The organism is Caulobacter sp. UNC358MFTsu5.1 (assembly GCF_000712075.1).
GTDB lineage: Bacteria > Pseudomonadota > Alphaproteobacteria > Caulobacterales > Caulobacteraceae > Caulobacter.
In genome coordinates this window covers 82,569-106,158 of record NZ_JONW01000006.1, presented here as the reverse complement: position 1 = coordinate 106,158, position 23,590 = coordinate 82,569, and the positions used below count along the sequence as shown (strand labels likewise).

Sequence of the window (23,590 nt, the reverse complement as noted above, 5' to 3'; positions counted from 1 at the left end):
AGCCCCTCCAATCATCCCTCGCCACTAAGGGATCTGGGTCCCGGCATTCGCCGGGATGAGCGGAGTTTTAGGTTGGCCAAGCCGTGCTAGAGAAGCGTCAGCTAGCGCTGGAGTTCTGCCATGTCGTCCAAGGCCTTCCAGGTCATCGCCACCGCCCTTGCCTCGCTGGCCCTGGCCGGCGCCGCCCACGCCTCCAGCCTGAAGGCCTGCACGGTCCCGCCCAGCGTGATCCCGGCGCCCGCCGAGAAGCCGCCCGCCGGCGAGATCCACACCGACGTCCCCACCGCCGCCTATCTGCTAGCCCTGTTCTGGTCGCCCGAGGCCTGCCGCGCGGGCATCCCGGAGTCGAACAAGATCATCCAGTGTCAGACCAACAGCTTCGGCTTCACCGTGCACGGCCTGTGGCCGAACGGGCCGGACAAGATCCACCCGCGCTACTGCAAGCCCAGCCCGCCGATGAGCGCGGCGACCGTGCTGGCCAATCTCTGCATGACCCCCTCGCCCTGGCTGCTGCAGCACGAGTGGCAGGCCCACGGCGCCTGCCAGTGGGACACGCCGGAGGCCTATTTCAAGAAGGCCCGCGAGGTGCGCCAGGGCCTGAAGGTCCCGGACCTCCAGCCGGGTCCCGAGGGCACGATGACCGCGGGCGAGATCCGCAGGGCGTTCCTGAAGGGCAATCGCGGCATGACCGCCGAGGGCCTGAACGTGCGCGTCAAGGAAGGCCGCCTGACCGAGGTCTGGGTCTGCATGGACCTGGACTTCAAGCTGGCCGCCTGCCGGGGCGGCAACGGCGCCGCCGACGACGCCGTGGTGACGGTGACGCCGATGGCGCCGGCGATCGCCGCGAAGCCGAAGAAGAAGGGTTAGGGGCCCTTCTTCTTCGCTCCCTCCTACTCGCCCTCATTCCGGGCCTTGCGCCCGAAACCCCTCTGTCCGCTGCAAGTGCGGAAGGGTGGCGCGCCCGCGCGCCATGGCGTTTCACGTGCAAGCTGAACCAGGGGTCCCGGGCACAAGGCCCGGGATGACGGATGTTGAGATGGGGCAAGCGCCCCCAAACGCAAAACGGGCGGCCCCTTTCGGAGCCGCCCGCTGCTGAAGCCTCACGATGGAGACGCCATCACCCTCAGGTGTTGACGGCTTCCTCCGGGGTCACTTCGGTCTTCTTGGACAGGTCTTCGCCGGTTTCCTGATCGACGACTTTCATCGACAGCTTGGTCTTGCCGCGATCGTCGAAGCCCAGGAGCTTGACCTTCACGATCTGGCCTTCCTTCAGCACGTCCGAGGGCTTGGCCACCCGCTCGTTGCTGATCTGGCTGACGTGGACCAGGCCGTCCTTGGCGCCGAAGAAGTTCACGAAGGCGCCGAAGTCGACGACCTTGACGACCTTGCCGTCGTAGATCGCGCCGACTTCCGCTTCCTGGGTGATCGACTTGATCCAGTCCACGGCGGCCTTGATCTTGGCGCCGTCCGAGGCCGAGACCTTCACGATGCCTTCGTCGTTGATGTCGACCTTGGCGCCGGTGGTGGCGACGATCTCGCGGATCACCTTGCCGCCGGTGCCGATCACTTCGCGGATCTTGTCGGTCGGGATGGTGATGGTCTCGATCTTCGGGGCGAAGTCGCCGACCTCTTCACGCGGGGCGTCCATGGCCTTGTTCATCTCGCCCAGGATGTGGGCGCGACCGTCCTTGGCCTGGGCCAGGGCCTGCTTCATGATTTCCGGCGTGATGCCGGCGATCTTGATGTCCATCTGCAGCGAGGTCAGACCCTCGCTGGTGCCGGCCACCTTGAAGTCCATGTCGCCCAGGTGGTCTTCGTCGCCCAGGATGTCGGACAGGACGGCGAAGCCGTCCTTTTCCAAGATCAGGCCCATGGCGATGCCCGAGACCGGACGGACCAGCGGCACGCCGGCGTCCATCATGGCCAGCGACGAACCGCAGACCGTGGCCATCGAGGACGAGCCGTTCGACTCGGTGATCTCGGAGACCAGGCGGATGGTGTAGGGGAAGTCTTCCTTGGCCGGCAGCATCGGGCGCAGGGCGCGCCAGGCCAGCTTGCCGTGGCCGATCTCGCGGCGGCCCGGGCTGCCCATGCGGCCCGTTTCACCGACCGAGTAGGGCGGGAAGTTGTAGTGCAGCAGGAAGGATTCCTTGTAGGTGCCTTCCAGGGCGTCGATGAACTGCTCGTCGTCGCCGGTGCCCAGGGTGGCGACCACGATCGCCTGGGTCTCGCCGCGGGTGAACAGGGCCGAGCCGTGGGTGCGCGGCAGGATGCCGACTTCGCCCAGGATCGGACGGACCTTGTCGACGGTGCGGCCGTCGATGCGCAGGCCGGTGTCCAGGATGCCGCGACGCACGACGTCGGCTTCCAGTTCCTTGAAGATGGCGCCCAGCTTCAGCGGGTCGTAGCCGGCCGGGTTGGTGTCCGACAGGCCGAGGGCCGCGACGGCCTTCTTCTTGGCGGCGCCGACCGCTTCGTAGCGGTCCTGCTTCTTCTGGATCTTGTAGGCGGCCGCGATGTCGGCGCCCACGATGCCCTTCATCTCGGCCTTCACCGCGTCGGTGTCTTCCGGTTCGAACTCGAAGGGTTCCTTGGCGGCGTGCTCGGCCAGCTCGATGATCGCGTCGATCACCGTCTGCATTTCCTTGTGGGCGAAGTTGACGCCGCCCAGCACGATCTCTTCCGAGAGCTCTTGGATTTCAGATTCAACCATCATCACGGCGTCGGCGGTGCCGGCCACGACCAGGTCCATCTTGCTGTCCTTCTGCTCGTCGAGCGTCGGGTTCAGCACGTAGGCGCCGTCAACGTAACCGACGCGCGCGGCGCCGATCGGGCCCATGAACGGGGCGCCCGACAGGACCAGGGCGGCCGAGGCGGCCACCATCGACAGGATGTCGGGATCGTTCTCGAGGTCGTGCTGCAGCACGGTGCAAACCACCTGGACTTCGTTCTTGAAGCCCTTGACGAACAGCGGGCGGATCGGACGGTCGATCAGGCGGGAGACCAGGGTCTCCTTTTCCGACGGACGGCCTTCGCGCTTGAAGAAGCCGCCGGGGATCTTGCCGGCCGCGAAGGTCTTTTCCTGATAGTTGACCGTCAGCGGGAAGAAGTCTTGACCCGGCTTCTGGCTCTTGGCGAACACGGCGGTGGCCAGGACGACGGTTTCGCCCATGGTGGCCAGAACGGCGCCGTCGGCTTGACGGGCGATGCGACCGGTTTCGAGGACCAGCGTCTTGCCGCCCCACTCGATCGTCTTGCGTTTGATGTCGAACATTTTTCTTCTTTCGGTTCCCGTGGGCGGATTCCCATCGGGGGCGGACAGGGGCGGACGGCCGTGCTTACAAAAGCAGTTGGAGCGGCCCGATGATCCTCATCCAGTTCGACAGGCGGGTTTGAGGATGGAAAACCCTCGGACGTACGTCGGATGCTTATCCTGAATGGAAGCGACCCGGATCGACTGTTGGTCTCGGCCTGTCTCGAAACCAAAAGCCTGAAAAGCGTTCCGCCGCCCTACGCGAGTAGGACGGCGGAATTGCGTCTTAGCGGCGCAGACCCAGCTTCTCGATGAGGGCCGCGTAACGGCCTTCGTCGGACTTCTTCAGGTGGTCGAGGAGCGAGCGACGCTGGGAAACCAGCTTCAGCAGGCCACGACGGCTGTGGTTGTCCTTCTTGTGGGTCTTGAAGTGCTCGGTCAGGTTGGCGATGCGCTCGGAGAGGATCGCGACCTGGACTTCGGCGCTGCCGGTGTCGCCCGCGGTGCGGGCGTGCTCGACGATAAGAGCGCTCTTGCGCTCGGCAGTGATCGACATCGGTTTGTCTCCGCTCAGGTGAGTTGGAAGACCCGCACCGGATTGAGCTTTCCGGCGCGCATCTCGCACAAGGCCACCAACCTCTCTCCGGACATGGCGGAAACGGTGCGATCGCCGGGCGTGAGCTCGGCTTTCAGCTGTTCCACCTGCCTTGGGAGCAGAACGATGGCGCGTCCTTGCGCAAGCCGGAAGGCGTCTTCATCGGTCACGGCCACCGCCGGGATGTCGTCCAGCGCGGTCTCGACCGGAAGCAATGCCTCCGACAGCCGGGCCTCATAGCTTAAATTCTCGAGGGTTTCCAGGCCTATCGCCGAATCCTCGCTGAACCGGCCGACTCGCGTCCGGCGAAGCTGGTCGACGTGGCCGCAGGCGCCGAGCGCGGCGGCCAGGTCGCGGACCACGGCGCGGACATAGGTGCCTTTGCCGCATTCCATCTCCAGCTCGATGTGGTCGGCGTCCGGCGCGGCGGTGACGCGCAGGGCGTGGACGGTGACCTTGCGGGTCTTCAGCTCGAACTCGACGCCCTCGCGGGCCAGGTCGTAGGCGCGCTCGCCGTCGACCTTGATGGCCGAATAGTTGGGCGGCACCTGGTCGATCTCGCCGACGAGGGCCGGCAGCGCGGCCTCGACCTGTTCGCGGGTGGGGCGCACCTCGCTGCTGTCGGTGGTCTCGCCCTCGCGGTCCAGGGTGGTGGTCGAGCGGCCCCACTGGATCATGAAGCGATAGGCCTTGTCGGCGTCCATCAGGAACGGGACGGTCTTGGTCGCCTCGCCCAGGGCCAAGGGCAGGATGCCCGTCGCCAGAGGATCAAGGGTGCCGGCGTGCCCCGCCTTCTGGGCGTTGAACGCCCGGCGCACGCGGCTGACGGCGCTGGTCGAGGTCAGGTCGTAGGGCTTGTCCAGGCAGACCCAGCCCGAGACGGCGTCGCCCTTCTTGCGGCGGGCCATGGCCTAGTCCTCGTCATCCATGACGTCGGACAGGCGGCGCACGTCGGCCTGCACGCGCGGATCCTCGAACAGGCGGTCCATGTAGGCGGCCGAATTGAAGCTCTCGTCGTGGATGAACTTCAGGTCGGGCGTGAACTTCATGTCGATCGACTTGCCCAGGCGCCCGCGCAGGAACTTGGCCGCGTGGTTGAGCGCCTTGATGATCGCGTCGATGTGCTGCTCGGTCTCGCCCGTGACGCCGGCCCCCAGGGGTTCGACGAAACAGATGGCGTGCTTGAGGTCGGGGCTCATGCGCACCTCCGACACCGTCACCGACACGCCGGCCAGGGCGGGATCGGCCAGCTCCTCCTCGCGCAGGATGTCGACCAGGGCGTGGCGGATCAGCTCGCCGGCGCGGAGCTGGCGCTGCGACGGACCGACGGGTCCGCCCTTCTTGTTTTCGGTGTGGCGCTTCATGGCGCGGTCGCCTCGATGCCCGGCCGGCGGATCGAACGCCGGTAGCGCGGGGAGAAATGGAAGGCGGGGTGTCTAGGCGCGTGGGGCGGAAAAGTCCAGTGCGGGAAAGGTCTTGGCCGCGGGCGGCCTCTCAGCCGTTGGACGCGTCGGACGCTGAGCGCTAGGCTGGGCCGGGAGCTGCGTCGGAGGGGCGAAGGATGGTGTTGCGGCGCGCGGGCCTGATTTTGTCAGCCCTACTCTTCACGCTTGCCTCGTCGTCGGCGGTTCACGCCGAGCCCGCCGGACGCATCACCGGCGTCGGCGGCGTCTTCGTCAAGAGCAAGGACCCCAAGGCCCTGGCCCGTTGGTATCGCGACGTGCTCGGCATCGCGGTCGAGCCCTGGGGCGGGGCGGCGTTGCGATACGACGCACCGGGACATCCGCCCGCCGTCGCCTGGAACGCCCTTCCCAGCGCTTCAAGCTACACCAGTCCGTCGACACGGGAGTTCATGATCGACTTCGCCGTCGACGACCTGGACGCCTTCCTCGCTCGCCTGGAGGCCAAGGGCGTGACCGTCCTCAAGCGCGACGACACCGACCCCAGCGGCAAGTTCGCCTGGATCCTCGATCCCGACGGCACCAAGATCGAGCTATGGCAGCCCAAGCCTGAATAGGCTTCCGGATCTCAGGCCCCCGTCCGCGCCTTGAAGAAGTCCAGAACCTTGCGGTGGACCTTCATCGTCTCGCCGGCCGGGTCGTCGCGGTCCAGGTGGATGGTCAGAACCGAGTGGGGATCGCGGCCCGTGCCCTGCTTGGCCACGGCGTCCGGCAGGGTGATGGCCTCGACACGGGCGCCCAGCTCGCGCTCCAGGGTCTGGAAGCGGGCGCAGGGGACCAGCACGTCGCCCTCGAACCGCAGGGCGATCAGCGACAGGTCCTCGGCCTCCATCCGCGCCTTGGCCACGGCCAGTTCCTTGGGCGAGACGTCCAGTTCGCCGCCCTTCTTGCGGCCCGCCGGCAGGGAGGGCTCGGCCAGGACCGGGGCCACGACCGACGGCTCGGTCATCATCGCCAGGGCGAAGCCGCCGGTGAAGCACATGCCCACCGCGCCGACGCCCTTGCCGCCGCATTCGGCGTGGGCCTTTCGCGCCAGAGCCCGCAGCCAGTCGACGATGGGACTGGAGCGGCCGCCCGCCCAGATCGCGAACTCCCGGCCCACGCAGGCCAGCTTCAGCATGGTGGCGGTGACGTAGCCGTTCGAGGCGGGCTTGCCCGGCTTGCCGAACAGGCTGGGGCAGAACACCGTCATCCCCTCGGCCGCCACGTCGCGGGCGAACTGCAGCACCTGGGGGTGCAGGCCGGGGATCTCATGGATGACGATCACCGCCGGGCCGGACCCGATGCGGTAGACCGGTCGCGTCCAGCGCCCGTCGTGGAAGTCGAACTTCGTGAACCCCGCCAGCGCGTCGTCGTGGATCTTCGCCATGCCCGCCCCCTGCTCTCTTGGCGAGCATGACACAGGGCGAACGCCGTTCTCAAAGAAAACCGTACGGGCTCAGCCCGGCCCGTTGCCGCCGGTCCAGTCCTCCATCGGGTCGGGCAGGTTGCCGCCCGGCAGCTTCCATTCGCCCCGGTACGAGAAGTCCAGCGTGCCGCACAGCCGGGCGGGGCCGCCCTTGGGGTCGTCGCCGAACGCCTGGACGCGCAGGTCGCGATACACCGCCAGCCGGCTGAAGCTCAGCCACAGCCGCGTGGAGCCCGGACAGAAGGCGCGGATGAAAATCCGACCCTGCTCGTACTTGGGATCGATCTCGTACAGCGACAGGTCGGGATCGGCGCCCTGGACCGTCTTCAGCCCGCCCGGGCCCAGGTCCTTCTCGCGGCCGTCGGTCACCCGGCCCTGCACCTTCACGCCCGTGGCGATCACCTTCTGGACCCGCGTGCTGGTCAGCTTCTTGTCGAACAGCACGGTCAGGCCCGCCCCGGTCAGCCGCTTGGCGTCGGCCGAGACCGGATCATAGGAGTACATCTTGCGCTCGGCATGGGCCGTCCCCGCCGCGAGGCAGGCGACGACCAGGCCCAGAGCGACCTTCAGGCCCGTCCCGCGGGCCGCCCCCGACACCCCTCGCCTCACAGCTTCAGGTGACGCTTGGCGATCTCGGGATCGAAGCCCGACAGCCGCCAGGTTCCGTTCTCGAGGGTGAAGGTCAGCAGGCACGGGCCGTTCTTGTCCTTGGCGGCGCACACCTGGTCGGAGCCGACATAGCGCAGGCCGGCGGCGATGCTGATGCGGTCGGGGATCGGCCGGTCGGGGGTGTAGCCGTAATAATCGGCCGCGTAGCGGAAGGTCTCGGGCTGGACCAGGGCGTCGCCGGCGAGGCTGGCCGCGGGGCCGGCCAGGGCGATAGCCGCCGCCTGCCAGCCGCCCAGGTTCGAGGCGCGCGCCTTGCGCACCAGCTCGCTCTCGATCTCGGCCTTGAGGGCCGGACGATCGACGCGGGCGTCGAAGGCGGCGTGGTCGTTGTTGCGGATCGCCACCAGCAGGGCGTGCACGTCGCCGGCCGCGTCGTAGCGGGTGGCCGTGGCGCAGGCCGACAGCGAGACGGCGGCGAGGGCGACGGCGAAGAGGGCTCGAATGCGCATGGCGCTAGGGTTAGGCCTGAAATCGGGCGATTTCCAGTCCGGCGTCACGCGGGCCCTCTCCCACGCGGGAGAAGGAAAAAGGGCGCGGACCTCGCGGTCCGCGCCCTCTGTCTCGTCAAAGCTCCGGCGGACCTTAGTCCAGCTGGCGCTTGATCTCTTCGACGGTGAAGCACTCGATGGTGTCGCCGACCTTGATGTCCTGGAAGCCCGCGAACATCATGCCGCACTCCTGGCCGGACGGGACCTCGTTGACCTCGTCCTTGAAGCGCTTGAGCGTCTGCAGCGTGCCCAGTTCCAGCACCACGATGTCCTGACGGATGATCCGGACCTTGGCGCCCTTGCGGACCACGCCTTCGGTGACGCGGCAGCCGGCGACCTTGCCCACCTTGGAGATGTCGAAGGCCTGCAGGACTTCGGCGTTGCCGAGGAAGGTTTCGCGCTGGATCGGCGCCAGCATGCCCGAGAGCACGCCTTTGATGTCGTCCAGCAGGTCGTAGATGATCGCGTAGTAGCGGATCTCGACGCCTTCGCGTTCAGCCAGCGCACGCGCCTGGGCCGAGGCCCGGACGTTGAAGCCGATCAGCGGCGCGCCGGCGCCCTTGGCCAGCATCACGTCGCTCTCGCTGATGGCGCCGGCGCCCGACAGGATGATCCGCGCGCGGACCTCGTCGGTGGCCATCTGCTCCAGCGAGCCGATGATCGCCTCGGCCGAGCCCTGCACGTCGGCCTTGATGACCAGCGGCAGCTCGCGCAGCTTCTTGTCCTGCAGCTTGGCCATCATGTCGGCCATGCTGGTGGCGCCCGCGCCGACCGGATGCATCGACTTCTCGCGCTTCAGGCGGATGCGGTACTCGGTCAGCTCGCGGGCGCGGGCTTCGTTTTCCACGACCGCGAAGCTGTCGCCCGGCGACGGCACGCCGTCCAGGCCGAGGATCTCGACCGGGGTGGCGGGACCGGCTTCGGTCAGTTGCTCGTTGCGTTCGTTCAGCAGGGCGCGGACCCGGCCGAACTGGCTGCCGGCCACGACGATGTCGCCGCGCTTCAGCGTGCCGCGATTGACGAGGACGGTCGAAACCGCGCCGCGACCCTTGTCCAGCTTGGCCTCGATCACCACGCCGTCGGCGGTGCGGTCGGGGTTGGCCTTCAGGTCCAGCACTTCGGCCTGCAGCAGGATGCGCTCGATCAGCTCGTCCAGGCCCTGGCCGGTCTTGGCCGAGACCTCGACGATCTGGGTGTCGCCGCCCAGGCTTTCCACGACGATCTCGTGTTGCAGCAGCTCGTTGGTCACCCGGGTCGAATCCGAGCCCGGCTTGTCCATCTTGTTGACGGCCACGATGATCGGGACCTCGGCGGCCCGGGCGTGTTTGATCGCCTCGATCGTCTGGGGCATGACGCCGTCGTCACCGGCCACCACCAGGATGACGATGTCGGTGATGTTCGCGCCGCGCGCCCGCATCTGCGAGAACGCCGCGTGGCCCGGGGTGTCGAGGAAGGTGACCTTCTGGCCGTTTTCCAGACGCACCTGGTAGGCGCCGATGTGCTGGGTGATGCCGCCGTGCTCGCCGCCGGCCACGTCGGCCTTGCGCAGCGCGTCCAGCAGGCTGGTCTTGCCGTGGTCGACGTGACCCATGACGGTGACGACCGGGGGCCGGGGCTCCAGGTGATCGTCGATGTCCTCGGCGCCGATGAAGCCTTCTTCGACGTCGGCTTCCGACACGCGCTTGACGGTGTGGCCGAACTCGGTGGCCACCAGCTCGGCGGTGTCGTTGTCGATGACGTCGTTGATCTTCAGCATCACGCCCTGACGCATCAGGAACTTGATGATGTCGACGCCGCGCACGGCCATCCGGTTGGACAGTTCCTGCACGGTGATGACGTCGGGGATGACCACTTCGCGCGAGACGCGGGCCTGTTCGGCCACGCCGCCGCGGCGCTTTTCCTTTTCGCGTTCACGGGCCCGGCGAACCGAGGCCAGCGAGCGCATGCGGTCGGCGGAGTCCCCGTCGCCGGCCACGGTCTGGATGGTCAGGCGGCCTTCGCGGCGCTGCGGGGCGCCCTTGGCGCGGCTGACCGCCTTGCCGGGAGCCGCGGCCTTGCGACGATCGTCCTCCTCGTCCGGGCGACGGCTGACGTCGCCGCCGGGGCGGGGGGCCGAGCGCGTGGCGCGCTGGATTTCGGGCGTGGCAGGAGCCGAGGCCGGGACGCCCGGACGGGCGCCGCGCGGACCGCCGGGACCCGGACGGGCGCCGGGCGCCGGGCGCGGGGCCAGGGCCGAATAGCGCACGGTCTGGGCCGGACGGTCGCCCTGCGGACGATCGCCCTGGGGCCGGTCGCCTTGCGGGCGGTCGTTGCGGAAGCCGCCCTCGGGACGCGGACCACGCGGCGCGCCGGCGTCGGGACGCGGCGTGCGCTGGTTGTACGGGCCGTCCTGGCGCGGGGCGCGCTGGTTGAACGGCCGGTCCGCGAAGCTGGGACGGTCGCCTTGGGGACGGTCGCCCTGCGGGCGATCGCCCTGGGCGCCCGGACCGGGGCGGTAGGTGGTGGTCGAGGCCCGGTCGTCGCGACGGTCGCGGCTGGGCTCGTAGGTGCGGGTCTGGCCCGGAGCCGGCGCCGGACGCGGAGCCTCGGCGCGCACCGGCGGCGCGGCGGGAGCCGGAGTCGCCGGCGCTTGCGGCGCGGGAGCCGCCGGAGCGGGGGTCGGAGCCGGGGCGGCTGGAGCCTGGGCGACCGGAGCGGCGGGCGCTTCGGGAGCCGGGGGCGGCGCGGCGGCGGCCTTGGCGGCTGCGGCGGCCTTGGCGGCGGCTTCGCGAGCCGCGGCCGCGTCGGCGGCGGCGCGGGCCTCGGCGGCGCGGCGGTCGGCCGCCTGACGCTCCTGCTGCTCGCGGGCGGCCTCGATGGCGCGCTGGCGGGCCACCATCTCGCTTTGCGAGAGGCCGCCGGCCGAACCGCCGCCTTGCGACGACGACGGCTGACGCGGGGCGTCGCCTTGCCGGCGTTCGGCCGAGGACGGCGCGGCCAGGTTGCCGGTCGGCGGCGCGTGCGGGCGCACGCGCTTGGTTTCAACCACCACCGTCTTGGTGCGGCCGTGGCTGAAGCTCTGCTTCACGACGCCGGCGCTGACAGAGCCCTGACGGGGCTTCAGCGTGATGGGCGCTCGCCCGCCGGGGTTGGAACCAGGCCGACCGTTATCGTTCTCGTCGCTCATGCGCTCGCTTGTACTTCCGCCGGGGGGCCGGCCAAAAAACGTTCGATCCATACGAGAAAGGGGCCTGGACGTACTTTCCGAAGAAAGCGCGTTTCCCGACCCTTCGCTCAGGAGCGGATCACGCTCCTCATTTCAAGTTCCAGACCTCTGTCGACGACGAATGAAAGCCATTCGTCGAGGCCAGGGGCCTAGGGCTCCTCGCGCCAACTCGCCGACCAACTCGAGGGAAGGAGTGGGCGGAAGCCTGATAACCGCTCGACGTCCAAAGTCCAGCGATCAGTGCCGCGCCCGGCAAGGAGCGCCGTGTGTATCACATTCTCCCCACCCAAGGCCAAACCCAATTCGTCGGACGTGAACATCCCGCAGATTTTGGGGCTGTTCGGGGCCTTGTGGACCGCGGTGAGGATCTTCCGGCGACCGTCAGCGGCGCCGTCGGACGCCTCGATCAGCCAGGCGGTCTGTCCCGAGGCCAGGGCCGAGGAGACCTTTTCGAAGCCTGAGATAATCGTTCCGCCGCGCCGTGCAAGTCCCAGCCCGTCCAGAACCCGCCGGACCAGCAGCCGTTCCACCTGGTCGGCCAGGTCGCCCGGCGCGGTGAGCTTGGCCTTGGCCGAGCGCGAGAACAGGCCCTTCTTGGCGGCGGTCGTCACCGCCTCGCGGGTGGCGTCCACCCACATGCCGCGGCCGGGCAGCTTGCGCGCCACGTCCGGGACCACCGTCCCGTCGGGGCCCGCCACGAACCGCACCAGGCGCGCCTCGTCGGTCGCCAAGCCCAGGACGATGTCCTTGCGCTGGCGGCTGGCCTCGGCGTGGGTCTTGGGGGCGGTCGCGTCGGTCATCAGGGCTTGGTTGGGGGTCTCTAAAGGCGCCGGGCCTCCGACTTGCGTCGGAGGCCCGGGATCCAGATCAGTCTTCCTTGGCTTCGTCTTCGGCTTCGGGGGCTTCTTCCTCCGAGGCCTCGGCCGGCTCGTCGCCCGCCTCTTCCTCGAACTCGCCTTCCTCTTCCTCGACGTATTCCGGTTCCGGCGGGGCCTCGACCCAGCCCATGACGATGCGGGCGCGCATGATCAGGGCCTCGGCGTCTTCCGGCGACAGGTTGAAGCTGTCCAGGATGCCGGCTTCACGCACGCGCTCGCCGTCCTTGGTCTCGAACCAGCCGCGCAGGTCGTCCGGGATCAGGCCGGCCAGGTCCTCGATCGACTTCACGTCGCCTTCGCCCAGGGCCACGGCCACCGGCAGGGTCACGCCCTCGATGGTCAGCAGCTCGTCCTGGACGCCCAGCTCCAGACGCTTGGCGTCCAGGGCGGCGGCTTCCTTTTCCAAGAATTCGCGGGCGCGGGTCTGCAGTTCCTCGGCGGTCTCGTCGTCGAAGCCCTCGATGGCCGCGATCTCGTGCGGCTCGACATAGGCCACGTCCTCGACGGCCGCGAAGCCTTCGGTGACCAGCAGCTGAGCGATGACTTCGTCGACGTCCAGGGCTTCCTGGAACAGGGCCGTGCGCTCGGAGAACTCGCGCTGGCGGCGCTCGCTTTCCTGGCTCTCGGTCATGATGTCGATCTGCCAGCCGGTCAGCTGCGAGGCCAGGCGGACGTTCTGGCCGCGACGGCCGATGGCCAGCGACAGCTGCTCGTCCGGCACCACCACTTCGACGCGCTCGTCTTCCTCGTCCATGACGACCTTGGAGACTTCGGCGGGGGCCAGGCCGTTGACGATGAAGGTCGCCTCGTCCTCGGACCACTGGATGATGTCGATCTTCTCGCCCTGCAGCTCGGCCACCACGGCCTGGACGCGCGAGCCGCGCATGCCGACGCAGGCGCCGACCGGGTCGATGCTGGAGTCGTTGGAGATCACAGCCATCTTAGCGCGCGAGCCCGGGTCGCGGGCCACGGCGCGGATCTCGATGACGCCGTCGTAGACTTCCGGCACTTCCTGCGCGAACAGCTTGGCCATGAAGCCGCCGTGGGCGCGCGACAGCATGATCTGCGGGCCCTTGGTCTCGCGACGGACGTCGTAGATGTAGGCGCGGATGCGGTCGCCGACGTTGAAGTTCTCGCGCGGGATCGACTGGTCGCGGCGCATGATGCCTTCGCCGCGGCCCAGGTCGACGATGACGTTGCCGTATTCGACGCGCTTGACGCTGCCGTTGACGATCTCGCCGGCGCGGTCCTTGTACTCGTCGTACTGGCGCTCGCGCTCGGCTTCGCGGACCTTATGCATGACGACCTGGCGGGCCATCTGGGTCTGGACGCGGCCGATCTCGAACGGCGGCAGGGCCTCTTCGTAGATCTTGCCCACCTCGGCGTCGCGCCAGGTGCGCTTGGCCGACGACAGCTGGACCTTGCCGATCTCGCCTTCCAGCTCGAAGTCGTCCGGCACGACCTCGATCACCCGCTTCTGGGTGGTCTCGCCGGTGCGCGGGTCGATCTTGACGCGGATATCGTGCTCGGCGCCGTAGCGGGCCCGGGCGGCCTTCTGCAGGGCGTCCTCGATCGCCTCGATGACGACTTCCTTCTCGATGCCCTTTTCGCGCGCGACGGCGTCGGCGATCTGCAGCAGTTCGAGGCGGTTGGCGGAAATGCCGATGGCCATGGTCAGTCCTCTTCACTTTCGGACAGGTCAATATCGCTGTCGTCGCCCTCGGCTCCGACATCATCTTGGTCGGCGTCATCGCCTTCGGCGCTGACGCGGGCGGCGCGCTGTTCGGCGCCCCGCTTCATCAGTTGATCGGTGAGCACCAGCTTGGCCTCGACGATCCAGTCGAACGGGAAATAGACGGTGGTGTCGTCCTCGCCCTCGATGTTCAGGCCCACCTGGCCGTCCTCGACGCCGGCCAGCTCGCCCTTGAAGCGCTTGCGGCCCTCGGCGACGCGGTCCAGCTCGATACGGATCTCGAGGCCCGCATAGGTGTCGAAATCCTTCAGCCGGGTCAGCGGGCGGTCGACGCCCGGGCTGGAGACTTCCAGGGTGTATTCGCCGGCGATCGGGTCGGCGGCGTCCATCACCTCGGAGATGGCGCGCGACAGCTTGGCGCAATCCTCGACGTTCATGTCGCCGCCCGTCCCATCCTCGAGGAGGGGTCGCTCGGCCATGATCTGCAGGCGACGCTGCTCGGCGCCGCCCATCAGGCGAAGGCGCACGATCTCGTAGCCGACGCTGTCGGCGACAGGATCGAGCAGCTCGATCAGGTCCAGGTCTTCCCGCGTCTTGCCGCGCACGTTTGTCTCAACTCACTGGGGCCGACACGCTCAAGCTGGCGAGCGGCCAAAGAAAAAGCGGCAGCCTTTCGGGCCGCCGCTCGAAAGCGCCAATCAGCGCTAACGGACGATGTAGGGCTTATATAGCGCGATGTTCGGGCGGTTGGAAGCCCCTAGTCCGGCATGCCAGATTCCAGAAGATTCTGGATACGGGCGACCGCGCCCCAGGTCCCGCAGTCCTGCTGGATGACCTCCGTTCGCCCCTTCCAGCTCACCTCCGTGCGGGTGAAGGGCGGGTCCAGGCAGCTGGCGAACTCGGCGGGGGCAGGTTGAGGCGCGAAGGCGCCCGGATCGTCCAGCACCTTTTCCAGGGCGGCCGCTGTCGTTCGCCCCAAGGTCCAGGACTGGGTCGGATCGCCGGGCCTCTGGATGACAAACGACACCGTCCAACGTCCCGACCGCCCGCGACGCGCGACGAGGCTGCTCGCGCCACCGCCGGCGAGATAGGCCTCGTTGAGAATGCGGATATCGCCGACCGCACTTGCGACGGGCAAGCCCGCCTGTGTTCTCAGTCTGACGTGGGGATCGGTCCGAACATAGTCCGACGCCTGACTAAACGCAGGATCCGACAAAAGGACGACGCCGATCGCCGAGGCAAAGCCCATACATCTCCGCAGCATCATCCACAGCGCCTCCTCCGGAAGGCTTCGGACGCATCCGGCCTCGCGTCAAGTTCGTCGCCTCTTCCGCACCGCAGCACTTGTGGCCTATAAGCGCCCCCGCGCAGGCCCGCCTCCCCGCGGGACCTTTCCCAAACGAAGAGTCACAATGGACCTCTCCAAGATCGCCGTCGGCGTGAACCCGCCGTACGACCTGAACGCCGTCATCGAGATCCCGCAAGGCGGCGAGCCGGTGAAGTACGAGATCGACAAGGCCAGCGGCGCGCTGATGGTCGACCGCTTCCTGCACACGGCGATGTTCTATCCGGCCAACTACGGCTTCATCCCGCACACCCTGGCCGACGACGGCGACCCGGCCGACATCATGGTCGTGGGCCCGACCCCGGTGGTGCCCGGCGCGATCATCCGCTGCCGCCCGATCGGCGCCCTGATGATGGTCGACGAGGCCGGGTCGGACGAGAAGATCCTGGCCGTGCCGGTCGACAAGCTGCACCCGTTCTACACGGGCGTGACCAGTTGGCGCGACCTGCCGGTGATCCTGACCGAGCAGATCGCCCACTTCTTCCAGCACTACAAGGACCTGGAAAAGGGCAAGTCGACCAAGATCACCGGCTGGGCCGATCCGGAAGAGACCGCCGAGATCATCCGCGCCGCGATCAAGCGCCACGACGAGAGCTACTGAGACACCAAAGGCCGGTCCCCAGGGACCGGCCTTTTTCGTTCGCGCGCCTCAAGCCGCGAGACCCGCTTCCAGCACCGCCTAGTCGGCGGGGGCCAGGGCGGGCCGCACGCCCAGGGCCAGCAGCGCGGCGAAGCCCTCCGGCGGGTCGGCCCGGCGCACCATGTCCGCGCGCACCGCCCGCAGCAGGGCCAGGCGCTCGTTCGGCCGCGCGGCCGGCGCCATGATCCGCGCCAAGTCGATCAGGTCCTCGTCGCGCAGGGCGCCGCGCATGCGCGCTTCCATGGCGACCAGCTCGGCGTCGGTGAACAGGGCCTGCAGCACCGGCGAGAACTCTTCCTCCTCCTCGGCCATCTGGACGAGGTCCTCGGCCACGAACCGCGAGAAGGCCAGGTAGAGGGCGTGCAGGGCGGCGTCGCGCTGGCGGGGCCGGGCCAGCTCGACCTCGGCGACCAGCGTCTCCAGGATCGGCAGGTGCGCCAGGCGGCGGGCGTGCCCCTCGGCCAGCTCGGTGACCGCGCCCGGCGCGCGGGTCTCCAGGGGAACCAGGATCTCGCGCCGCTCGAAGTCGATCTGGCAGGCGCGGGCGCCCAGATGAGCCCGCAGGTCGGCCAGGAGCTCGGCCACGGCCGCCCCGTCGTCCGGCGCGACGGCGCCCAGGCGGGTCAGCAGGCGGGCGTGGGCGTAGCGCAGGCCCTTGTGGATCGCGCCATAGAGATCGTGGGCGGCGGCGTGGGCCGGAAGATAGGACATCGGAGCTCCTGCGGCCCGGGGCGGGCGGCCTTGCGGGGGAAACAAGGGCGTCCCACTAGCGGCGCGCGCGACATTCGGCGATCAGTGTTCTTGCAAACCGGCTCTGCGATTTCGCAGAATGGCCGGATGTTCGACTGGAACGATCTTCGCCACTTCCTGGCCGTGGCCCGGGCCGGCAGCACCCTGGGGGCCGCCAAGCGCCTGGGCGTCAACCAGACCACCGTCGCGCGGCGGCTGGACGCCCTGGAGGCCGCCGGCGGGGTCAAGCTGTTCGAGCGCGACCGGGCCGGGGCCAACCTGACCGAGGCGGGCGCCGACCTGCTGGCCCACGCCGAGGCGGTGGAGAAGGCCGCCCTCGCCGTCGAGCATCGCCTGGCCGCCCGGCGCCGGGAGATGGCCGGGGTGGTGCGCCTGACCACCAGCGAGGCCCTGGCCACCATCGGCGTGGTGCCGGCCCTGGGCGAGTTCCGCCGCCTCTATCCCGACATCCAGATCGACCTGGTCCTGACCGACGCCTTCCTGGACATCGAGAAGGGCGAGGCCGACATCGCCCTGCGCGCCAGTTACGGCCTGGAATCCTCGAGCCTGGTGGCCCGCAAGGTCGCCGACGACTACTGGGGCGTGTTCTGCAGCCGGGCCTACGCCGACGCGCACGGCGCGCCGACCACCCGCGAGGCCCTGGCCGGCCACGCCGTGGTCGACGGCGAGGGCGCCCTGAAGGACCTGCCGCCCCTGACCTGGCTGCGCGAGGCCGCGGGCGGCGCCGGGCCCCTGCGCTGCAGCACCATGAACAACATCGTCAACGCCGTGGCGGCGGGGCTGGGCCTGGCCGCCCTGCCCTCGGGCCTGGGCGACCGCCATCCCGACCTGGTCTGGTGCCAGCCGGTCACCATCCCGGGCCAGGCCTCGTTCTGGGTGCTGACCCGTCAGGACCTGCGGCAGGTCCCGCGCATCCGGGCCTTCATCGACTTCATCGTGCCGCACCTGACCGCCAGCATGCGCGAGACGCCGGACCGCTCGGGGCTGGACCGCTGGTAGGCTAGGTCCGCACGAAATCCAGGAACACCGGCGCGCAGTCGCCCAGCTTCTTTTCCTCGTAGCGGGTGGTGACATGGTCGGCCGGGGCGGCGTTGCGGTCGGCGTCCGCGTCGGCGAAGCGGAAGGCTGGGTCGGCCAGCACCCGCTCGACCGTCCACTCGGCATAGTCGGCCCAGTCGGTGGCGAAGCGGAAGGCCGCGCCCGGCTTCAGCACCCGCGCCAGTTCGGCCACGAAGGCCGGCTGGATCAGGCGGCGCTTGTTGTGGCGGGCCTTGTGCCAGGGATCGGGGAACATGATGAAGAGCCGGTCCACCGAGGTGTCGGGCAGCCAGCCCACCACGTCGCGGGCGTCGCCCTCGTGGATGCGGACGTTCTTCAGCCCCTGCTCCTCGACATGGCGCACGGCGCTGGCCACGCCGTTGACGAAGGGCTCGGCGCCGATCACCAGCACGTCGGGGCGCTTGCCGGCCTGGGCGGCCATGTGCTCGCCGCCGCCGAAGCCGATCTCCAGCCAGACTTCCGTGGCCTCCGGCATCAGGTCGCGCGGCTGGAACGGGGCCTGGGGCACGGCGATGGTCGGCAGCAGGCTGTCGAGCAGGGCCTGCTGGCGCGGCTTCACCGGCCGCGACTTCAGGCGGCCGAACGAGCGCAGCGGCCCGTGGGGTTGCTGGGGGTTGGTCATGGGGCGGGGTCTTAGCGCCTGACCGGCCCGGGAGCTAGGGCGCCGTCGAATATCCCCGGCGGACCATCTCCGACCAGAACGGGATCGTCCTGCCCTCGTCCTCCAGATTGAAATCCAGAGGATCGGTCAAGAACTCGTGGTCGATATAGGTGTCCAGGTCCCGGCCATAGACGACGATGTCGGCCTGATAGACCGAGAAGACCGGGTTGCCCGCCTCGCGCGGCGTCTCGGGCATGTAACGATGGCCGTAGACGGGGATCAGCCTGGGCGCGGCGTCCACGACCCGGCGCAGCACGGCCGCCCGCTCAGCGGGATCAGCGGGACGCGGGCCCCATTCGGGCCACCAGAGGTCGCTTTCCTCCACGTCGAACAGCAGGCCTTCGTAGGGCCAGGCGAAGCTCTCGGCGAGCTTCTCGTGATCGCGGGTCCAGTCCAGGGCGCCGGCGATCCGGTGCTTCAGCAGCAGCGCCCGCAGGTCGGGCGGAAAGAAAAAGCCGAACCGCGCCTGGGCGGCGTCGAGTTCGGCTTCGGTATAGGACGGCCCCCAGATTTCTCTCCGGGGGCCGCTCATGGCTTACGCCAGGCCCTTCAGCTCCGACACCAGGTCGGTCTTCTCCCACGAGAAGCCGCCTTGATTGTCCGGCGTACGGCCGAAGTGGCCGTAGGCGGCGGTGCGGGCGTAGATTGGCTTGTTCAGCTGCAGGTGCTCGCGGATGGCGCGCGGGGTGGCGCCGCCGATCAGCTGCGGCAGGATCTTTTCCAGCTGGGCCGGATCGACCTTGCCCGTGCCGTGCAGGTCGACGTGGAACGAGACCGGCTGGGCCACGCCGATGGCGTAGGCGATCTGGATGGTGCAGCGCTCGGCCAGGCCGGCGGCCACGACGTTCTTGGCCAGGTAGCGGCAGGCGTAGGCGGCCGAACGGTCGACCTTGGTCGGATCCTTGCCCGAGAACGCGCCGCCGCCGTGCGGGGCCGCGCCGCCGTAGGTGTCGACGATGATCTTGCGGCCGGTGACGCCGGCGTCGCCGTCCGGGCCGCCGATCTCGAAGCGGCCGGTCGGGTTGACCAGCCACTGGGTCTTCTTGGTGATCAGGCCTTCCGGGAAGATCGGCAGGATGTGCGGCTTGATCAGGTCCAGCACGCGCTTGGAGGTCGCGGACTTGCCGTCGATCTTCTTCTTGTGCTGGTGCGACACGACGATCGAGACGACGCGGACCGGCTTGCCGCTGGCGTCGTATTCCAGGGTCACCTGGCTCTTGGCGTCGGGCTCCAGCTCATGCAGCTCGCCGCTGTGACGCAGCTGGGCCAGGCGGCTGAGGATGTTGTGGCTGTACTGCAGGGTGGCCGGCATCAGCTCCGGGGTCTCGGTGCTGGCGTAGCCGAACATGATGCCCTGGTCGCCGGCGCCTTCGTCCTTCTTGTCCGAAGCGTCCACGCCCTGGGCGATGTGGGCCGACTGGCCGTGCAGGTAGCAGGCGTACTTGGCCTTCTCCCAGTGGAAGCCCTTCTGCTCGTAGCCGATGTCCTTGATCGCGGCCCGGACCTTGGGCTCCAGCGACTTGATGATGTCCTTCGTCAGCTGCTTGTTGGCGGCCTTGTCGCCGCCCGGCTTGCCGGCGCGCACTTCGCCCGCCAGGACGATGCGATTGGTGGTGACCAGGGTCTCGCAGGCGACACGCGCTTCGGGGTCGGCGGACAGGAAGGCGTCGACGACGGTGTCGCTGATCCGATCGGCGACCTTGTCCGGATGGCCTTCGGAAACGCTTTCACTGGTGAAGATGTAGGAAGAACGGCTCAAGGGTCAGCTCCGGACATGACGTCGCCCACGCGGACGGTCTGCCCGAGGGACTAGGCGGAACATATAAAGATAAGTTTATGTCCGCAAGACGCCCCGGAGCCTTTTAGCCTCACATGGAACCCCGTGAGGCGTCCAAAAAGGCCCTGAATCAAGCCTTTAGGGCGTGGCGGACGCCGAAACCGACAAGCGCTTCCGGCGACCACGCCCTGGCGGCCTGCGCCGCCCAGGTCCAGATCGGCCTGAAATCAGGCCTCGGCGTCTTCGTCGATCATGTCCTCGGCCATCGAGCGGACGAGGTCGAGGATGCGGCGACGGACGCGGGACTTGCCGATGCGCGGGAACAGCGCGGCCAGTTCCAGACCTTCCGGGGTCATCAGGAAGTCGTGCACGAACTGCTCCGAGCCGTTTTCCTCGAAGCCCTCGAGGTCGGTCGGATCGGCCAAGCCCTCGAAGAAGTAGGACACCGACGACTGCAGGCTCTTGGCGATCTCGTACAGCTTGGAGGCGCTGACGCGATTGGCCCCCCGCTCGTACTTCTGCACCTGCTGGAAGGTCAGGCCCAGGTCGTCCGCCAGACGCTCCTGGCTGACGCCGAGAATCTTGCGGCGCATGCGAATCCGGGCGCCGACGTGCAGATCGACCGGATTGGGGGAACGTTCTTCAGGAATCGTGTTCATGCCGTTTCAATCACTGGGAGGAAGCCACGGGTATCTGAAAGCTTGTCTGTTTCAGTTTAGACCTTTTTCCAAGCCTCGACCTCCTGGAACGCGAATCGCGGCGAGGAATGAAACCAAAAGCAGCAGTCCGAACGGCCAGTGCCCAAGCTTGGAGAACAGGGTCGGCGAACCGACTTCGCTAACCTTACCGTCGATCACCCCTGATTCGCCAAGTTTCAAGCGGGCGCCGGGCAAAATTCTTCCCCGCGCGTCGATCAGGGCGGAGACGCCCGTGGGCGTGGCGCGGATCAGCGGAAGGCCGGTCTCGATCGCGCGATAGCTGGCCAGGTTCAGGTGCTGCAGCGGCCCGGAGGTGACTCCGAACCAGGCGTCGTTCGAGACGTTGACGATCGCCCGCACCCCGGGAACCGGCTTGGCCAGGCGCGGGAACAGGCTTTCGTAGCAGATCAGCGGCTGCACCAGCAGGTCCGGCGCCACCCGCAGCGGCGCGGGCTTGGGCCCGGTGGCGAAGCCGTCGCCCAGGTGGGCCATGCTCTTGAAGCCGATCCTGGTCATCAGGGCGTCGGCGGGCAGATATTCCCCGAACGGCACCAGCCGGTGCTTGTCGTAGATCCCGACCACGACGACGTCGTCGGCCGTGCGGCGCAGGGCGACCAGGCTGTTGTAGTAGACCGGCTTATCGGGCGGCCCCTCGTAGCGGTAGCCGCCCAGCAGCATCAGCTGACCGGGCCGGAGGGCGGCGACGATGTCCTGCCGCACCCAGCTGCCGGGGACCATGTAGTCGTTGATGGCCAGCGGCAGGGCGCCCTCGGGCCAGACGACGATGTCGGCGGGCTTGCCGGCGTAGGGCTTGGCGGTCAGCGAGACATAGGCCTGGACGATCTGGGCGAAGCGCTGGGCGTCCCACTTCGACTCCTGGGGGATGTCGGCCTGGACGACGCGGACAGTCAGGGCCGGCCCCGGCGCGGACGGCGGCCGGGACAGGGCCAGCGACCCGCCGACGAACAGCCCGACCAGGGCGACGACGGCCGCGCCGACCGCGATCCGGCCGCGCTTGCCGTCGCGCCACACCGCCGGGACGGCGGCGATGGCCAGGGTGATCCAGGTCAGGCCGTAGGCGCCGACCACGCCGGCGAACTGCGACACGGCCGAGCCGGCCCGCCAGGTCTCGCCCGGCAGGTTCCAGGGAAAGCCGGTCAGGATGTGGCCGCGGGTCCATTCCAGCAGGGCGAAGGCGCCGGCGAACACCAGCACCCGCCGCACGCCCGCGGGACGGATCAGGCGGTAGAGCAACGCTCCCAGCCCCCAGAACAGCGCCATGCCGGCGGCCATGGCGGCCACGGCGAACGGGGCCATCCAGCCCTGGTTGGCGGCGTCGACCATGAAGGCCTCGGCGATCCACCAGGTGGAGAGGGCGAAATAGCTCAGCCCCATCAGCCAGCCGCGCAGGAAGGCCGAGCGCAGCGGCCGGGGGCCGTCGATCGTGTCGAGCAGCCACAGCAGGACCGCGTAGCCCAGCAGGCCCGGCAGGACCCCGAACGGCGGATGGGCCAGGGCGGCGGCCAGGCCCGCTAGCAGCGCCAGGCCGCGCACCCGCCAGGGCGTCGGCTTCGGCAGGGCCGGCAGGTTCACGAAGCGGCCACGCGGCCGGGCGGCTCGGCCGCTTCCACGCCAGACTCGAGGGCCACGGCCGGACGCACCCGCACCCGGCGCACGCGACGCGGGTCGGCCTCGACCACTTCCAGGTCGAAGCCCGCCGGGTGGGCGATCACCTCGCCCCTTTGCGGCACGCGGCCGGCCAGGGCCACGACCAGGCCGGCGACGGTGTCGATGTCCTCTTCCATGTCCGGCGGGGCCAGATCGGTGTCGAGGGCGGCCTCCAGGTCCTCCAGGGGCGCGCGGGCGTCGACCTCGAACAGGCCGCCCGGACGGGCGACGATGTTGGAGACCTGGGCGTCGTCGTGCTCGTCGTCGATCTCGCCGACCACCGCCTCGATCAGGTCCTCCATGGTCACCAGGCCGTCGGTGCCGCCGAACTCGTCGATGACCAGGGCCATGTGGATGCGGCTGGTGCGCATGCGCAGCAGCAGGTCGGCGGCCCGCATCGAGGCCGGCACGTACAGCGCCTCGCGCCGCAGCCGCTGGAGGATCTGGTCCGACGGCCCCGGCCGCCTGTCGTCGGCGGCCAGCAGGCGGAACACGTCCTTGACGTGGATCACGCCGACCGGGTCGTCCAGGGTCTCGCGGTAGATCGGCATCCGCGAATGCTCGGCCTCGGTGAACTGGGCCACCAGCGCCTCGAACGGCGTGCTCACCTCGACGGCGACGATGTCGGCGCGCGGCGTCATCACGTCGGCCACCCGCAGGCTCTGGAAGGCCTCGGCCTGGTCGACCAGGTCGACCTCGTGGGCCAGGGCGGGATCGGCCGGACGCGTCGCCTCGGCCAGGCCCGGAACCCGCCGGCCGGCAAGGTCCTTGCGCATCTTACGGAAGAACGCCCGCACGCCCCGACTCAAGCGAGTCGAACCGGCGGGCGGGGAACTCTGGTCGTCGCTGGGCATGCCCTGCTTGGTTATCCCTCGGTCGACGCGGGTTCGGCATAGGGGTCGGGAATGTCCAAGCCCGCGAGGATCTCGCGCTCGAACGCTTCCATGGCCTCGGCCTCGCCGTCGTCCTGATGGTCGTATCCTAAGAGATGAAGCACCCCATGCGCCACCAGATGTTGCAAATGGTGCGCAAGAGGCTTGCCCTGCTCGGCCGCCTCGCGGGCGCAGACCCCGAACGCCAGGGCGATGTCGCCGATCTGGCCTTCCGGATTGGGCGGCGAAGGGAAGGACAGGACGTTGGTCGCGTAGTCCTTCTGGCGGAAGTCGCGGTTCAGCGCCTGGACGCTGCCGTCGTCGGCCAGCAGGATGACGATCCCCTGCCCTTCGATGTCCTCGTGGGCGTCCAGCACGGCCTGGGCGGCGCGCCAGACCAGGGCCTCGACCTCCGGCTCGGCCTGGGTCCAGGCCTGGTCCTCGATCTCGATGTCGACGGTGATGGTCATT

Annotated in this window: 24 protein-coding genes; 4 read left to right on the top strand and 20 right to left on the bottom strand. The window is 68.9% G+C overall.

Annotated features, from left to right (window positions below):
• Window positions 1-120 precede the first annotated feature (120 nt).
• Window positions 121-867, top strand: a complete 747-nt coding sequence (locus BR39_RS0109210; protein WP_051695349.1) for a ribonuclease T2 — start codon at window positions 121-123, stop codon at window positions 865-867.
• A gap of 256 nt (window positions 868-1,123) precedes the next feature.
• On the opposite strand, the gene pnp is transcribed toward BR39_RS0109210, so the two are convergent.
• The 4 genes from pnp to rbfA form a co-directional block, all read right to left on the bottom strand.
• On the bottom strand, window positions 1,124-3,274 hold the full coding sequence (pnp, locus tag BR39_RS0109205) for a polyribonucleotide nucleotidyltransferase (RefSeq protein ID WP_029910318.1): 2,151 nt from the start codon (window positions 3,272-3,274) through the stop codon (window positions 1,124-1,126).
• A 265-nt stretch (window positions 3,275-3,539) separates the two neighbouring features.
• Entirely contained in the window at window positions 3,540-3,809 is a 270-nt protein-coding gene (gene rpsO, locus BR39_RS0109200) for a 30S ribosomal protein S15 (RefSeq protein WP_029910315.1), read from the bottom strand.
• A 14-nt stretch (window positions 3,810-3,823) separates the two neighbouring features.
• Window positions 3,824-4,756: a tRNA pseudouridine(55) synthase TruB gene (gene truB / locus BR39_RS0109195; protein WP_029910312.1), complete on the bottom strand. Its 933-nt coding sequence runs from the start codon at window positions 4,754-4,756 to the stop codon at window positions 3,824-3,826.
• Window positions 4,757-4,759: 3 nt separating this feature from the next.
• Window positions 4,760-5,212 (bottom strand): 30S ribosome-binding factor RbfA, encoded by a 453-nt coding sequence (gene rbfA / locus BR39_RS0109190; protein WP_029910310.1) that lies wholly within the window; start codon window positions 5,210-5,212, stop codon window positions 4,760-4,762.
• 224 nt (window positions 5,213-5,436) lie between these two features.
• On the opposite strand from rbfA, the gene BR39_RS0109185 reads away from it, so the two are divergent.
• Window positions 5,437-5,865 carry a VOC family protein gene (locus tag BR39_RS0109185; protein WP_197026669.1) on the top strand — a complete coding sequence of 143 codons (429 nt, stop codon included), beginning with the start codon at window positions 5,437-5,439 and terminating at the stop codon, window positions 5,863-5,865.
• Between the two features lie 11 nt (window positions 5,866-5,876).
• On the opposite strand, the gene BR39_RS0109180 is transcribed toward BR39_RS0109185, so the two are convergent.
• The 8 genes from BR39_RS0109180 to BR39_RS0109145 all read right to left on the bottom strand — a co-directional run bounded on the left by BR39_RS0109180 (window position 5,877) and on the right by BR39_RS0109145 (window position 14,916).
• Window positions 5,877-6,677 (bottom strand): dienelactone hydrolase family protein, encoded by an 801-nt coding sequence (locus BR39_RS0109180; protein ID WP_029910306.1) that lies wholly within the window; start codon window positions 6,675-6,677, stop codon window positions 5,877-5,879.
• Between the two features lie 69 nt (window positions 6,678-6,746).
• Complete coding sequence (locus BR39_RS0109175; protein WP_029910303.1) at window positions 6,747-7,313, bottom strand: hypothetical protein; 567 nt, start codon at window positions 7,311-7,313, stop codon at window positions 6,747-6,749.
• A gap of 8 nt (window positions 7,314-7,321) precedes the next feature.
• On the bottom strand, window positions 7,322-7,834 hold the full coding sequence (locus BR39_RS0109170) for a DUF2939 domain-containing protein (protein WP_029910301.1): 513 nt from the start codon (window positions 7,832-7,834) through the stop codon (window positions 7,322-7,324).
• Between the two features lie 133 nt (window positions 7,835-7,967).
• A complete protein-coding gene (gene infB / locus BR39_RS0109165) occupies window positions 7,968-11,039 on the bottom strand; it encodes a translation initiation factor IF-2 (RefSeq protein WP_029910299.1) in 3,072 nt (1,023 codons plus the stop codon).
• A gap of 188 nt (window positions 11,040-11,227) precedes the next feature.
• Window positions 11,228-11,878 carry an RNA-binding protein gene (locus BR39_RS0109160; protein ID WP_029910296.1) on the bottom strand — a complete coding sequence of 217 codons (651 nt, stop codon included), beginning with the start codon at window positions 11,876-11,878 and terminating at the stop codon, window positions 11,228-11,230.
• A gap of 67 nt (window positions 11,879-11,945) precedes the next feature.
• A complete protein-coding gene (gene nusA, locus BR39_RS0109155; RefSeq protein WP_029910293.1) occupies window positions 11,946-13,628 on the bottom strand; it encodes a transcription termination factor NusA in 1,683 nt (560 codons plus the stop codon).
• Window positions 13,629-13,630: 2 nt separating this feature from the next.
• A complete protein-coding gene (gene rimP / locus BR39_RS0109150; RefSeq protein WP_029910290.1) occupies window positions 13,631-14,254 on the bottom strand; it encodes a ribosome maturation factor RimP in 624 nt (207 codons plus the stop codon).
• A 152-nt stretch (window positions 14,255-14,406) separates the two neighbouring features.
• Window positions 14,407-14,916, bottom strand: coding sequence for a hypothetical protein (locus BR39_RS0109145; RefSeq protein ID WP_029910287.1), 510 nt, complete (start codon window positions 14,914-14,916; stop codon window positions 14,407-14,409).
• Window positions 14,917-15,061: 145 nt separating this feature from the next.
• On the opposite strand from BR39_RS0109145, the gene ppa reads away from it, so the two are divergent.
• Window positions 15,062-15,595 carry an inorganic diphosphatase gene (ppa, locus tag BR39_RS0109140; RefSeq protein WP_029910284.1) on the top strand — a complete coding sequence of 178 codons (534 nt, stop codon included), beginning with the start codon at window positions 15,062-15,064 and terminating at the stop codon, window positions 15,593-15,595.
• A 78-nt stretch (window positions 15,596-15,673) separates the two neighbouring features.
• Here ppa and BR39_RS0109135 read toward each other — a convergent pair whose 3' ends face one another.
• Entirely contained in the window at window positions 15,674-16,345 is a 672-nt protein-coding gene (locus BR39_RS0109135) for a hypothetical protein (protein ID WP_029910281.1), read from the bottom strand.
• Window positions 16,346-16,471: 126 nt separating this feature from the next.
• Between BR39_RS0109135 and BR39_RS0109130 the strand changes: the two genes are divergently transcribed.
• On the top strand, window positions 16,472-17,383 hold the full coding sequence (locus BR39_RS0109130; RefSeq protein WP_029910278.1) for a LysR family transcriptional regulator: 912 nt from the start codon (window positions 16,472-16,474) through the stop codon (window positions 17,381-17,383).
• 1 nt (window position 17,384) lies between these two features.
• On the opposite strand, the gene trmB is transcribed toward BR39_RS0109130, so the two are convergent.
• From trmB to ybeY, 7 genes are all read right to left on the bottom strand, one after another.
• Window positions 17,385-18,065 (bottom strand): tRNA (guanosine(46)-N7)-methyltransferase TrmB, encoded by a 681-nt coding sequence (trmB, locus tag BR39_RS0109125; protein WP_029910276.1) that lies wholly within the window; start codon window positions 18,063-18,065, stop codon window positions 17,385-17,387.
• Window positions 18,066-18,099: 34 nt separating this feature from the next.
• Entirely contained in the window at window positions 18,100-18,636 is a 537-nt protein-coding gene (locus BR39_RS0109120; protein ID WP_029910273.1) for an SMI1/KNR4 family protein, read from the bottom strand.
• Window positions 18,637-18,639: 3 nt separating this feature from the next.
• On the bottom strand, window positions 18,640-19,863 hold the full coding sequence (gene metK / locus BR39_RS0109115; protein ID WP_029910270.1) for a methionine adenosyltransferase: 1,224 nt from the start codon (window positions 19,861-19,863) through the stop codon (window positions 18,640-18,642).
• A 245-nt stretch (window positions 19,864-20,108) separates the two neighbouring features.
• The gene (locus tag BR39_RS0109110; RefSeq protein ID WP_029910267.1) at window positions 20,109-20,540 is read right to left on the bottom strand and encodes a helix-turn-helix domain-containing protein; all 432 of its coding nucleotides are present in this window, start codon (window positions 20,538-20,540) and stop codon (window positions 20,109-20,111) included.
• Between the two features lie 51 nt (window positions 20,541-20,591).
• On the bottom strand, window positions 20,592-22,172 hold the full coding sequence (lnt, locus tag BR39_RS0109105) for an apolipoprotein N-acyltransferase (protein ID WP_029910265.1): 1,581 nt from the start codon (window positions 22,170-22,172) through the stop codon (window positions 20,592-20,594).
• Window positions 22,169-23,101, bottom strand: a complete 933-nt coding sequence (locus tag BR39_RS0109100) for a hemolysin family protein (RefSeq protein WP_029910263.1) — start codon at window positions 23,099-23,101, stop codon at window positions 22,169-22,171. Before BR39_RS0109100 ends, lnt begins: the two co-directional genes overlap by 4 nt.
• 11 nt (window positions 23,102-23,112) lie before the next feature.
• The gene (gene ybeY / locus BR39_RS0109095; protein ID WP_197026691.1) at window positions 23,113-23,571 is read right to left on the bottom strand and encodes an rRNA maturation RNase YbeY; all 459 of its coding nucleotides are present in this window, start codon (window positions 23,569-23,571) and stop codon (window positions 23,113-23,115) included.
• Between the last annotated feature and the right edge of the window lie 19 nt (window positions 23,572-23,590).

What these genes read in the sequence shown, in the direction of transcription:
- rpsO (WP_029910315.1), bottom strand. Translation starts at nt 3,809, where the DNA reads ATGTCGATCACTGCCGAGCGCAAGAGCGCTCTTATCGTCGAGCACGCC.
- rbfA (WP_029910310.1), bottom strand. Translation starts at nt 5,212, where the DNA reads ATGAAGCGCCACACCGAAAACAAGAAGGGCGGACCCGTCGGTCCGTCG.
- BR39_RS0109145 (WP_029910287.1), bottom strand. Translation starts at nt 14,916, where the DNA reads ATGATGCTGCGGAGATGTATGGGCTTTGCCTCGGCGATCGGCGTCGTC.
- BR39_RS0109180 (WP_029910306.1), bottom strand. Translation starts at nt 6,677, where the DNA reads ATGGCGAAGATCCACGACGACGCGCTGGCGGGGTTCACGAAGTTCGAC.
- BR39_RS0109160 (WP_029910296.1), bottom strand. Translation starts at nt 11,878, where the DNA reads ATGACCGACGCGACCGCCCCCAAGACCCACGCCGAGGCCAGCCGCCAG.
- infB (WP_029910299.1), bottom strand. Translation starts at nt 11,039, where the DNA reads ATGAGCGACGAGAACGATAACGGTCGGCCTGGTTCCAACCCCGGCGGG.
- BR39_RS0109110 (WP_029910267.1), bottom strand. Translation starts at nt 20,540, where the DNA reads ATGAACACGATTCCTGAAGAACGTTCCCCCAATCCGGTCGATCTGCAC.
- BR39_RS0109210 (WP_051695349.1), top strand. Translation starts at nt 121, where the DNA reads ATGTCGTCCAAGGCCTTCCAGGTCATCGCCACCGCCCTTGCCTCGCTG.
- BR39_RS0109120 (WP_029910273.1), bottom strand. Translation starts at nt 18,636, where the DNA reads ATGAGCGGCCCCCGGAGAGAAATCTGGGGGCCGTCCTATACCGAAGCC.
- BR39_RS0109100 (WP_029910263.1), bottom strand. Translation starts at nt 23,101, where the DNA reads ATGCCCAGCGACGACCAGAGTTCCCCGCCCGCCGGTTCGACTCGCTTG.
- truB (WP_029910312.1), bottom strand. Translation starts at nt 4,756, where the DNA reads ATGGCCCGCCGCAAGAAGGGCGACGCCGTCTCGGGCTGGGTCTGCCTG.
- ppa (WP_029910284.1), top strand. Translation starts at nt 15,062, where the DNA reads ATGGACCTCTCCAAGATCGCCGTCGGCGTGAACCCGCCGTACGACCTG.
- trmB (WP_029910276.1), bottom strand. Translation starts at nt 18,065, where the DNA reads ATGACCAACCCCCAGCAACCCCACGGGCCGCTGCGCTCGTTCGGCCGC.
- BR39_RS0109135 (WP_029910281.1), bottom strand. Translation starts at nt 16,345, where the DNA reads ATGTCCTATCTTCCGGCCCACGCCGCCGCCCACGATCTCTATGGCGCG.
- pnp (WP_029910318.1), bottom strand. Translation starts at nt 3,274, where the DNA reads ATGTTCGACATCAAACGCAAGACGATCGAGTGGGGCGGCAAGACGCTG.
- BR39_RS0109130 (WP_029910278.1), top strand. Translation starts at nt 16,472, where the DNA reads ATGTTCGACTGGAACGATCTTCGCCACTTCCTGGCCGTGGCCCGGGCC.
- nusA (WP_029910293.1), bottom strand. Translation starts at nt 13,628, where the DNA reads ATGGCCATCGGCATTTCCGCCAACCGCCTCGAACTGCTGCAGATCGCC.
- BR39_RS0109170 (WP_029910301.1), bottom strand. Translation starts at nt 7,834, where the DNA reads ATGCGCATTCGAGCCCTCTTCGCCGTCGCCCTCGCCGCCGTCTCGCTG.